Genomic DNA, 12,445 nt, shown 5'->3' with positions numbered 1-12,445 from the left:
ACTGTGAATTTTACAAAATGCGTAATGAACAAAGCTTGATGAGAAAGTCACATTTTCTTGGTACCAAGATCCGTAATCTACGTAAACGTAATCATTTGACGATGGAAGATTTGTCCGCCAGATGTATACGCGTTGATTCGAGTTCTGCACCTTCGGTATCGTATCTGTCGATGATCGAACGAGGTAAGCGTGTGCCCAGTGCAGGCATGTTGGCGGTGATTGCCACAGTGTTTCAAAAAGAGGTTGATTGGTTCTTAGATGACATGCCAGAAGAGCAATCAATCACCCCAGAGAAAGGGCGTCGCGGCGGTATAAGCGGAATGCCGCTTGAGCCAAGTTTCTTATTTTCAAATGATATTTTACAAATTGCGATTCCTGAAATGTTGTCACAAACAGGCACATCAGGCAGACAATTTGCCCAGTTACTCATTCGCGCCCACCAAGAACATCACCAAAATCACTTCCCTGATTTAGAACGCGCTGCCGAAGATATTGGCAAAAAACAAATGCCACTGAGCGCCGACGAAATGCTCAATACAGCCAAAAGCATGGGCCTTAAAATTAAGTGGATTGATGAAGTTCCTACAGAAGTGTTAGACGAAACAGGGACGCGTTCTTCACGGTTAACCACCTCATTTTTTGAACCGCCAGCGACGATTTTTATCAATAAAGCACTAAAATCTAATGCGCCAAGACTTAAATATGACTTGGCTGTGCATATTGGCCACTGCGTTTTACACAATAAAGATGGCTTAAAAAGTGTCATGACATCAGGCCGCCGTGTTGAAGTTGATGACGATGCGGCCATGCAATCAAATACCTTAAACGCTCAAGATATTTTGCATGCTTGGCGTGATTTTGAATCCAGCTTTTTCGCGGGTGCGCTCTTGTGTCCTAAAGTGCCATTTAGGCAGTTATTGGACCGACATGGTTACGAGATTGATATTCATAAACAACTGCAAGTGTCGGCCTCGGTTGCTATGAGACGCATGACGGTCGTATCGCCTTACCCCCATTGGCATTACTTTGATGCTTATGCACCAGGTAAGCTTAAAGCGGTTTATCGAGGCAATGGTATCCCATTACCTTGGGGTAATATGCGGATTGTTGAAGATCCTTGCCATCACTGGGCTGTGTTCAGAAAAATCAATGAGCCATCAACAGGAACGTCAGCGCAAATATCTATTTTAAATGTAGGTAATGAGCCACGAATTTACTGCTGTGAGTCGATAAAAGTGGATGACTCTGCAGGTAATCCACATGTGTTATGTGCAGGGATTGATTTAAATCCTGCCATTGAAGCCCAGGGTAAAGATGCCGAAAAAATTACTCAAGACTTAAAACAAGCTTGTGTTGATAATGGCGGCTTAGTCGCGATACCTAAGGCGATAAAGGCGGATCTCACCAGTGTGGCAAAAATTCTCAATATTAATTGGATTGAACGCGGAATTGAAAACGACGCCAGAGTGATCTGCTCACGGGGCGCGGTGTGCCCACGTCAACCAAGCTGTTATGCCAGCGGTAAAGCGCAATGTGAGTAGTTTTTTCGACTATTAATTATTGAGTTGTATATAAAAATACCCTGTTAATGAGTCAGCATTAACAGGGTGTTTCGTTATTTGAATGTGCTATTAAGAAGATGAAAAAACCACTCTTCAAGCTCTTTTTGAGCTGATTGAATTAAGTCATTTTGCTCATTATTGACATCAAACGGGCAATCTTCACCAAAAGCATGCTGCAGATGCTGTATTTGTTCAGCATTCCACTCTGGATGAAATTGAACCCCCACTTGCCGCTGATGATGAAACATTTGCTGTGGCCAATTCATTGAGCTAGCAATTATTTTTACTTTAGATTCAGTAAAATTAAATCCTTGGTAATGCCACTGGGGCACCTGCAATGAGTGACCCGTTGAAAATTGTATTGTTTGCCAGCCTAATTCAGGTGTACTTAAAGTGCTTAACTTGGCGCCTAAAGTTGATGCCAGTAGCTGTGAGCCTAAACATATTCCGAGAATAGGCATATCCAACTGAACCGCTTGTGTGATGAGTACCAGCTCTTTCTGCATCCAAGGCGGGTTATCAATCACATCCATCGGGCCACCTAATATGATTAAACCATCAATGTCAGCAAGCTTGGGGAACTCGCTATTAGGCGCCATAAAGTGAGTTAATTGATGCCGATGATTATCAGCCCAATCAGCTATTCGCCCAGCGCCTTCTGCAGGATGATGTTGAATGATAGCTAACCTTAATTTTCGCATTTTTTCACTCATCATTTACTGTAATTCGCCGGTTTCCAGATAAATCTCAATCAGCTGTTGTGGCTTAATTGAAAGACTTTTAGCCAGTGCGTCAATACTAGAATGCAAGTTGCCATTTAACGGGACAGTGACTTGTGATTGGGTTGAAAAATCGTGATTAAGTACCCGTAAAAGGTGGTCTGCTTCGGGTCGGTTTTCAATCAGTTTTATTAAAAAATGATGCTGGCTTTCAGCATTGGCGGCAATCACTAAATACTGGGCATTTGGCGCTTTATTTTGATCGGTCAACATACTGAGTTCGGAGAAAACTATCACTTTATCAATCACAATATCTTGATCAGAATAACGCTTGCTACCACCGCGTTCAAAGTGACCTTCAACAACGTCGATCTGTAATTGATTCAGGGGATTAGTATGTATTGGGTGTAAACGCATTAAATCAAAAGGCTTTGGGACTATGGTCCATAACTGATCAGATTGACTTGATTGCTGGGTTAGCTTTTGTTTTATCGCTTTATCAATATCGGGGTCACGGAAGTGGAACTGCATCACCATTTGTATGTTATGCGGTTGATGGTACATAGGTAAATGCGATGCAAATAAGCCTTCATTACTGCCGAACAGGGTCATGCCGTGCATGCCAAAATGGCTGTCATTTGCATGTGAAACGGGGGAAATAAAATTAACTATTGCGATGAAAAATACAGTTAAAAACTTAGGTTTGAACATTGTCGGCTCCTATCTGGAATTAGTCAGATGGGGCCGTCCCCGTATGAATATCTATTGGAGTAAAGCACTGAATTGTCGTTTAACCAATAAACTGAGGTCGTCCTCGTAATTTATTTTACTACAAACTACTAACAATTCGAAGCCATAGAATTTGATAGATGATCTGACTGTTTATTGAACAAGTTTTGGTGTTAGTCTCTGTATTGTTAGTGATTGATAATAATCGACTAATTAGCCGTTGAATCTTTAAGCGAAACGCTGCAATATTCGCCATAACATATTTTATATGTCAGGAATCATTTGCCCAAGGAATCGGGAATCACAATTACGCCGCTTTATGTAATCTGTTTTACCTTCTTCCTTGCTAACTGTTTTAACACTTAACGTTACGTTATGTTTTAAGGATAAAACTATCTCTAGTTTCTCTAGTTTCTCTAGCTGATAGCTTTCAAGGAGTCACCATGAAGTACATCAAGTTGATGGTATGGGGAGTGTCATTGTGCATTTCAAATTCTATTCTCGCCGCCTCCGTTGAGGATTATTCCCGCCATAGCGATTATTACAATGTCAAAATATCACCTGATGGTAAACACTTAGCGGTGTTGGTGAATGATGAAGGTAAAAAGAAATTAGCATTTTTACGTACTGATAGTTTTGAACTCACTTTTGCACTTAACGCCAGTAGCAAAGACCAGCCTGATGATTACTATTGGGTTAACAATGAGCGAGTTATTGTTCAAGTGGTTCAAAGTAGAGGGATTTTAGAAAAGCCTATTAATATGGGTGAAATTTTTGCCGTTAATTATGATGGCTCAAAACGCAAAATGATTTTCGGCTACCGCTCGCAAGGTGGAATTGTGTATTCCGGTTCTGGTGGTTTTTTAATTGATAAGCTTGAAGGTGACAAAAAGCATGTGTTAATTAGCAAGCAATCTTTTAGTCGAGATGGTGATGTTTTGCCTGAAGTGGTTAGGCTTAATGTTTATACAGGTAAAGAGCGTCGAGTTAAACGAGCGCCAATTTCTTATAGTCAGTTTTTAGTCGATAACGATGGGGTACCAAGGTTTGCTGTGGGTGCAGATAAGAATGCTAAGACTAAAATTTTCTATCGTGAAGGCAAAGGTGAAGATTGGCAGTCATTTGATCAGCAAATTGATGGTGAGTTCACGCCGTTAGCGTTCACCAGTGATAATCAGTCGGTGTATGCATTAAAAACAGATCCTGAAAAACCGAAAGGTTTATATCGTTATGACTTAGCCACCAATAAAGAAACTTTGCTATATCGCAGCGAGATTGCTGATCCTACTTACGAGATTAAGTCAGATTTAAATGAAGTATATGGCTTGCGATTAGATGAAGACTACTCAAGCTATATATTCATAAAACCTGATACCCAAGAAGCTAAATTACATAAAGCATTAATCCAAGCGTTTAATGGCGACAGCGTAGAAATTACCAGTAAGACTCAAGACGGAAAGCAAATGGTGGTGCATGTTTCTAGCGATCGAAACCCTGGTTCATTCTATTTATTCGATACTGAAACCATGAAAGCACGCTTTTTGTTAGCTAGCCAATCTTGGATTAAAAAAGAACAGCAAGCTTCTACAGAACCTTTCCGTATTAAAACACCTGATGGCCTTGTACTTAACGGTTATTTGACCTTGCCTATTGGCAAAAAAGAGAATTTACCGACAGTGGTTTTACCTCATGGTGGGCCCCATGCACGAGATTATTGGATGTATGATCCTCAAGCGCAAATGCTTGCTAACGCTGGCTATGCAGTGCTTAAAGTGAACTTTCGAGGATCTGACGGTTATGGTGAAAGCTTTATGGAGGCAGGTTACGGCCAATGGGGAACAGGAATACAGGATGATATTACCTTAGCGTTGAATTATGCGATTCAAACAGGGGTTACCAATAAAGATCGAGTGTGTATTTTTGGTGCAAGTTTTGGTGGTTATAGTGCTTTACAAAGTGCAATCCGTGAGCCTGATATGTACCAATGTGCCATCGGTTATGTCGGGGTTTATGATTTACCTATGATGTTTGATGAAGGTGATATCAAAACCATTAAATGGGGCGATGCGTATTTAGATAAGACATTAGGCACCGATAGTGCTGAGCGTATTGCACAGTCTCCGTCGCGTAATGTTGATAAGCTTAAAGCACCAGTGTTAATCATTCACGGTAAAGATGATCAACGTGCTCACTTTGAACATGCTTTAGCACTTAAAGACGCTCTAGATAAAAAAGGCCACCCTTACGAGTGGCTAGTGAAAGACAAAGAAGGCCATGGTTTTTACAACGAAGATAATATTTTAGAAGCCAACAAAGCCATATTAGCTTTCTTAGATAAATACATTGGTACTAATTAAGCTGGCCAATTAACCTGTTTAAGCCCCCGCAATAACTATGTTTGCAGGGGCTTTTTTATGCCGGACTCTAACCGGCTGTGATTAAACGAGATACGGATCACAACCTGATATCAATTGACGCATAAGTTAATCGACATGTTATTGGTTTGGTATTATTTTACGTTCGATTTACTTGATGCTGCTGTAATGACCAAATCTTGTTGGCGTTACAAATAAACGGTTCGCACACACCCACCTCCTTAACTTAGTTAATAACCTGTCTGTCTCGAAGGGGAAGCACTTGTGTGTGGACTCTCTAAAATCTGTTTTAGTTGTTCGGACAAATAAAATGAACAAACACTTCGAGCTTATTGATAAACCGACATTCTTCGGTGCGTTAACCTTGTTATTTGCTGTTGTTATTCCTTTACTGATTTTTCCAAGTGAAGGTGCTGAATGGATTGCTGTCGCTAAATTATTTATGACAGACACGCTAGGTTTTGCCTATTTAGGTTTAGGTCTTGCTGCTTTTTTCTTTATGATTTACATCGTTTTCTCTGATATCGGTCAGATTAAACTGGGTGAGCCTGATGAGGCGCCTGAATTTGGTCTTGCTTCGTGGGCTGCCATGCTTTTTTGTGGTGGGATTGGCGCCAGTATCTTGTATTGGGGCACGATTGAATGGGCCTACTATTATCAAAACCCGCCATTTCAATTAGAGCCTGGTAGTGAAGAGGCGATTCGCTGGGCTGCCACCTATGGATTATTTCACTGGGGACCTATTGCTTGGTGTATTTATATGATCCCAGCCATTCCGATTGCCTATTTTTTCTATGTCCGTAAGCAGCCGGTACTGAAAGTGTCTGCTGCATTAATGCCAGTCATTGGTGAAGCAAATAGCTTCGGCAAGTTAGGTAAATGCATTGATGTGCTGTTTATTTTTGGTTTGCTGGGCGGCGCAGCGACAACATTAGGCCTAGCAGCGCCATTAATTAATGAAGGAATAAGCTATTTATTTGATATCCCTGCCACCACTGGCAGCCAGATAATGGTGCTTATGGTGTGTACTTCCATTTTCGCTTACTCAGCGTATATGGGGATGGATAAAGGCATTAAAATCCTCAGTAATATTAATTTCTGGGGCGCGTTAGGCCTATTGCTGTTTGTGTTGGTGTGCGGCCCGACTATTTTCATGTTGGAAACAGGGCTAGATTCAATTGGGCGCATGCTGTCTAACTTCTTTGTTATGGCGACTTGGGCTGAACCTTTCGGTGGTATGGGTACATTTGAAGATACCCACTTTCCACAGGATTGGACTATTTTTTACTGGGCATGGTGGTTAGTCTTTGCTCCAAGCATGGGACTATTTATTGCCCGCATTTCTCGTGGTAGAACCATTAAGCAAATGATCTCAGGAGCGGTTTTTTTGGATCGTTAGGTTGTTCAATGTACTTTATTATTTTGGGTAACTATGGGCTGTCACTGCAGTTATCGGGTGAATTAGATGTGGTGGGGCTGTTAAATACTGAAGGGCCGACTCGCGCCATTTTTGCCATATTAGAGCAGCTTCCTTTTAGTACGGCTGTCATTGCATTGTTTACTTTGCTGTGTGTCATCTTCACGGCGACAACCTTCGATTCTATCTCTTATATTTTGGCATCAGTGGTGCAAAAAAATGTCACCGAAGACCCTATGCGTTGGAACCGATTATTCTGGGCATTTATGTTGTCGTTTATGCCGTCAGCATTAATGTTTATGGGCGGTTTAGCAACGTTGCAAACCGCTGCGATTGTTGGCGGATTACCTTTATTGATTATCGCTGTAATGCTAATGATTTCAGGGGTTAAAGCGGCAATGTTAGATTTAAGTCATCAAGATGATTATATTGACCCTGTGATTAATATTTCCGATTTGCCGGATGTAGATCCATGGAGTAAAGAAGGTCAAGCATTAGCCCGATTTGAATTGTTACGTGATAATGCGATTGAAGCGGCCAATGCTGAACGCGAAGCGAATGACTCTATTTGGATGCTCAAAAAGCAATTACGCAAAGAGGCATTATCTCGCGGTGAATCCAGTGTTGATTTAGGTGATGCACCTGATGATATTATTGCTAACCTGCAGCAACTTAATGAAGATGCTTTAAAAGCCAAACAGGCAAAACTGGCAGCGTCTGAACTTGCACAACAAGCTCGTGTCGCCTTTGATGTTTTGATGAGAGAAAAGGAAGATGAGGAAGCGTTAGTGGCTCATGAGGAAGTGAAACAAGCTATTCAAGCAAGGTTGAATACACCGAGTTAATCACTTGTTGAGTTGACATAAAAAAGCCGCACAACGCGGCTTTTTTAGTTTGAAAATTACAGTTAAATAAGCGCTTTAACGCATGGTAACTGCATACTGCCACACGTGGAATCTGGAAGATTTCTGTAAAGCCTTTAACAACAAGGCGTGTGTGCATTTTCCAGAAAAATGAGTTTTGACAGTCATTTTTCCTAAAAATGTAGATATCAACATACCATTTTCCAGATTATTTACCACTATGGGTTTGGTATATTCTGTGTAGCGTTAGAGCATACTTAATTTAAGAAACTACGATCGTAGCTACCAGAATCCGCTGCTTTACCTGCTACAATTTCATATCCGATGCCAGAAGCAACTCCCATCAGCTCAGCAGCATCTTTCTTGTCTGCAACATTCTGTGATTCGATCATATGCTCTCCTTTTACCTCAACCATGACATAGGAGCCGTCTTGTTTTTTGATTAAGAAGTCAGGATAGTAGCTGCGCACACGTTGAGTATCGGTGTCCACATAGTGGATGACAAAGTCACTTTGACCGTGCGTTAGCATGCCAGTAAACCAGATTTTATCTACCTTATCTTCATTTAACATATCCCAGAAGAACTGGCGCTCAGGATTAGAGTCGAAACAGTAGTTATCAAGGTGAAAGCTCTTATTTGTTAGTGAGCTAACCGATGAATCTGCCTTGCTGATAACCTTATCCTTGGCAGCGGTGACTGGGTAGTAGCCTGGATCAATTGGCGCTTCTTTTACGAGCTCTACTTCAAACTCTTCAGTAATACTTTCTGATTCGATGTCATACATAGCTTTGAATAAGCGCGGAATAACCTGATCGTAAAGAACTTCGTTAAACTGATTAACCAAATCTAAGATGCCACCAAAACCTTCTTCAGTGCCAGCAATAACTTTCTCAATGTGCAAACATGGCTTGTTTAAGTATCTAGCAATGTCAGCAACTACAGATAAACGTGAAAAAGTACGCTGTTCTTTAAGGTAAGATAAATCCTCACGAGCTCGATTTTTCACCATGCCCAGATCTTCGGGCATCAATAACCCTTGTTGGGTTTCATGAATAAGCCGGTAGTCATCTAGTTCGACCTCATCTAATCCTAGCTTATAGCCTTTTGCTAAATCTTCTTTTTCGATGAGTTTGAATTGACGGCGCACACGCTTAATAGGCACCTTAATACTCGGTTGCTCAACCCTTACTTGAACAATTGATTTATTCGGATCTGGCTCTTTTAGTTCTTCGGTCGAAATTCTAAAGTTTGCCTGAAGTTCCTTATCAAGAAGAATCATATTCTCTTGAGTCAAGAAGACATGGCCGGTGTGTTGGACACTACCTATAGCTCGCAAACAGCGCATTGTTGCTTGAAGCACAAATACCTTTGACTTCGGTTCACGGTAAAGCGCAACGGAGAACAACGAACGACAGTTCCAACCTTCGCGGCCTTTGTTGACCAGCAAAATAAACTGTTTTTCAGAACGAGGGCTATCTAGACGGTTGAATTCGCGAATGTCGTCGTCAGTAGTGAGCTTCTTATCGCCAACGTTAACCAATATTCGATTTGAGGATATACCGTGCTTGGCCAGAATCTTCTCTACCGCAGGTCGCACCTCGTTGTTGATCTCTTCGATGGTGGTACCGAAGATAGCCATCTTCGGCAACATATCCTCAGGACGACCAACCTTGTCAGCCTCGGCTAAGAATTGGTCGATGGCAATCTCGAGGAACTCCTCGTGGCGAGTGTTACTGTAGCCGTTTAGGCGTACTTGCTTGAGGTAATTATTGTCGATTGCTTTCCGCAAACCGTAAGCATAAACCACTTCTGGCAATACATCTTTACCGACGTAGGGCGTACCAGTGTAGTTATAACAACCTACAACGCGTGTCCCTGCTTGCTTTAGATTTAATGCTAATTCATCGATGGTTTTTCGTAACGAGTTTGCTGTGTTGTCAGCTTTTACGCCCATATCCTTAGCCAGTTTCGCACCAAACGCATGGTGTGCTTCATCGACAAAGATACCAAGTTGAGGTAAGCGCTTAATTTTTTCGAAGCGCTGATTGGTAACCAAATCGCTTTCATCTTCTGGCGTGGCTGCCATGGTATCGCCATCAAGGCCAAGAAGGTCGGCCATCTCATCGCCCACGTCACCTAGGCCTTGGTATATTTCTTTGCCGGAGCTAAAAAGCTTATCGGTGGTTGACTTACCTTTGCTATCGCGGCGCAGAATGATTTTCTGACTATTAGATACAATGATGTTGAACTTAGAACCATCCATGGTATTTAGCGACACGCCAGCGTCTTCTAGGTAGTGAAACTTAAACTCGGCGACGATAGGCATGTATTCAGAAGGAACCACTTTAGTGTGGTCAAACGACTCAATTTCTCGCAACGATTGCAGCACCGTTTTATCGGGAGCAAAAATTAACGCATTTTGGATAAAGCGCTCGTCCTTGCCTTTTTTGTTACCGGACAAGAAATCGTAAAAGATACACGTTGCCATTAAAATTGTCTTACCTGTACCCATGGTAAGCGCAAAGATATAGTTCGGATACAAGCGCCCACCGTTGCTGGCCTTCATCTTTTTGAAAATGCCTTTGTAGTCATTTTCTGCCATGTTCCAGAACATGTCTGGTTGCATGATTTGGCCCTCTACGGCACTAATACCCGAAACTTTTTCTGCGAACTTACCTTGGTTGGCATACCAATCTTCGAACAGTTGGTAGACTGGTTTGTTATCTAGGAACTCCTTCAGGAATACATAGATTTCGAGCGCCTCAAACTGTGGGATACGAAGAAAGCTTCCTGGTCTAGCAGGATCATTAAAGTCTAAAAAAGCCTTACTTAAGCGAGTGTAATTTTTACGAATCGTGCCACGATGAATTTTGTAAAATTCATGTAAATGCACATAGAAAGAGTTATTTAACTCAAAATTATCTTGTGCATTACTGGCCATGAACAATCACCTCTTCATAAGATTCTGAGAGTAAATCGGTGATCTTAATCTTAATGTTACTTGCGCCTTCAGGGATATCGTATTCGCCCGCAACAAATTCCTCCTTGGCTGGAATATCGATGACAGCAGGCTCCATCACGGCGCCGTCGAAATTCCAGTCGATCATGATGGATTCCACCATTTCGCGCCACTCAGTCACATCGTCCTTTTGCTGACTAAGTTTTTGCATCAAGTTTAATGGGTAAAAGGCATTAATGGTCAGTTTATCGTCTTCGATTTTGATGGCTGCTTCAGAATCATATTTAAAAGTTAGATTTGACTTATCTCGCAGTATGTCAACTACTTTAACTTTAAGTCTGTAGCCCGACTCATTCTCTAGAATTGCTCCCAATCTTGGCTCATGACCCATACACACCAACATGACCTCTTCGACTGGTTGGTTTGGATTCGCTTCTTTACGTGATTCGAATTGCTTGTAGGGGAAATTAGCGATCAAGTCGTTTAAGTCTTCCTTAGTGGCAATGCGGTTCACTGGCATCATTTTGACTTTGTAGCCGTCTTTTTCGCCGTCGTAAATAGTATTAGAATCTAACTTTTGAATTTCCAGCGCCTCAAGGAGAAGCTCTTTGGCTTCCACTGGATTACGGAAAATTTCATAATTATTTACGTTATAAACTTCAAAACTTGCTTTTTCTGTTGCAAGGCGCTTAGTTGTTGTTTGTATTGCACCCAAGTTTATATCAGCGCCAATAAATCTTCGATTGAGCTTATTAGCAACAGCTTGTGTAGTACCTGAGCCCATAAAAAAGTCCAATACCAATCCACCTTCATCAGTAGAGCACGAGATAATACGCTCTAAAAGGGCCTCAGGTTTTTGAGTTGGATAACCTAATCTTTCTTTTGCTTGAGAGTTAATTGGTGATATGTCAGTCCAAGTATCTGTTAATACAGGACCTTTACTTTCATCAAGATATCTTTTTAAATAAGGCATCCCGTTTTTGGCATATGCAATTCTATTATCTGAAGCAGCTTGTTTCATTCGTTCTTCTGTCCAACGCCAGCAACGAAGATGACCGTTAAATTCAAATGTAAGATTAGGCCTGTCAGGGTTTGGATTTTGTAAGTTATCCATCATATATTTTCTGCCATCACCATCATCGTAACGATACTTAGTCAAATGAACTTCTGAATACACTCCAAATTGCTTACGCCATTTATGCATATTTTTATTTTTAGCATAATAAAAAATAACATCATGTGAGTCAGGAAACTGATTTGATGTTAGCCCTTTAGCTCCACTTCTTTGCCATGAGATTTCATTGACAAATGAATCTGAACCAAATATTTCATCAAGTATAATCTTTAGGTAATGTGAACGAGTAGGGTCACAATGTAAAAAAATAGCGCCTTCATTGGCCAGTAACTCTTTTGATAAGACCAAACGTTCATACATAAATTGCAAATAACCGTCATTATTCCAAATATCTGTATATTGTTTCTCTTCGAATGAATTACTATCACCATCCAGCTTCTTACCTTTTAGTTTAACTTTTTTCTTATAATCAGCATTTGAATCAAATGGTGGATCGATATAAATGACATCAACCTCATTACGGAAATTCTTTAGTAAATGGCTTAATACTTGAAGGTTGTCTCCCCAAAATATTTTATTAATCCAATTATTTTCATCTTCTTCACCATATATTTCTTTGAGTTGTGCAGGGAAGTATTGGGTTGAGTGAAATGGACGTTTTCCTGACCAATTCAAACTCGGGTAGCCTTTGATTGGCTGAAAGTTATAAGTTTCAATATTCGTCTTTTCGTTAGGCATAGCTTAT

The 12,445-nt window shown here is 41.0% G+C and carries 6 protein-coding genes and 1 pseudogene; 3 read left to right on the top strand and 4 right to left on the bottom strand.

The annotated features are described in order from the left end of the window. The first annotated feature begins 17 nt into the window (after positions 1 to 17). The gene (locus tag AC0L4E_RS18590; protein WP_473680948.1) at positions 18 to 1,541 is read left to right on the top strand and encodes a DUF3612 domain-containing protein; all 1,524 of its coding nucleotides are present in this window, start codon (positions 18 to 20) and stop codon (positions 1,539 to 1,541) included. A 74-nt stretch (positions 1,542 to 1,615) separates the two neighbouring features. Here AC0L4E_RS18590 and AC0L4E_RS18585 read toward each other — a convergent pair whose 3' ends face one another. Both AC0L4E_RS18585 and AC0L4E_RS18580 read right to left on the bottom strand, forming a co-directional pair. Beyond that, positions 1,616 to 2,263: a type 1 glutamine amidotransferase gene (locus tag AC0L4E_RS18585; protein WP_473680946.1), complete on the bottom strand. Its 648-nt coding sequence runs from the start codon at positions 2,261 to 2,263 to the stop codon at positions 1,616 to 1,618. 15 nt (positions 2,264 to 2,278) lie between these two features. Further along, a complete protein-coding gene (locus AC0L4E_RS18580; RefSeq protein WP_473680944.1) occupies positions 2,279 to 2,992 on the bottom strand; it encodes a hypothetical protein in 714 nt (237 codons plus the stop codon). Positions 2,993 to 3,453: 461 nt separating this feature from the next. Between AC0L4E_RS18580 and AC0L4E_RS18575 the strand changes: the two genes are divergently transcribed. Together AC0L4E_RS18575 and AC0L4E_RS18570 are read left to right on the top strand one after the other, a co-directional pair. Continuing rightward, entirely contained in the window at positions 3,454 to 5,367 is a 1,914-nt protein-coding gene (locus AC0L4E_RS18575) for an alpha/beta hydrolase family protein (protein ID WP_473680942.1), read from the top strand. A gap of 328 nt (positions 5,368 to 5,695) precedes the next feature. After that, positions 5,696 to 7,647 (top strand): annotated as a pseudogene (locus tag AC0L4E_RS18570) (BCCT family transporter). 275 nt (positions 7,648 to 7,922) lie between these two features. On the opposite strand, the gene AC0L4E_RS18565 reads toward AC0L4E_RS18570, so the two are convergent. Both AC0L4E_RS18565 and AC0L4E_RS18560 read right to left on the bottom strand, forming a co-directional pair. Beyond that, positions 7,923 to 10,607, bottom strand: coding sequence for a DEAD/DEAH box helicase family protein (locus AC0L4E_RS18565; RefSeq protein WP_473680940.1), 2,685 nt, complete (start codon positions 10,605 to 10,607; stop codon positions 7,923 to 7,925). Further along, on the bottom strand, positions 10,597 to 12,438 hold the full coding sequence (locus AC0L4E_RS18560; RefSeq protein ID WP_473680938.1) for a site-specific DNA-methyltransferase: 1,842 nt from the start codon (positions 12,436 to 12,438) through the stop codon (positions 10,597 to 10,599). The genes AC0L4E_RS18565 and AC0L4E_RS18560 overlap by 11 nt, the downstream gene beginning before the upstream one ends. Positions 12,439 to 12,445: the final 7 nt, after the last annotated feature.

The organism is Shewanella sp. GJ50-10 (assembly GCF_055808815.1).
The sequence above is the reverse complement of the archived record's forward strand: the minus strand, read 5'-3'. Positions and strand labels throughout refer to the sequence as shown.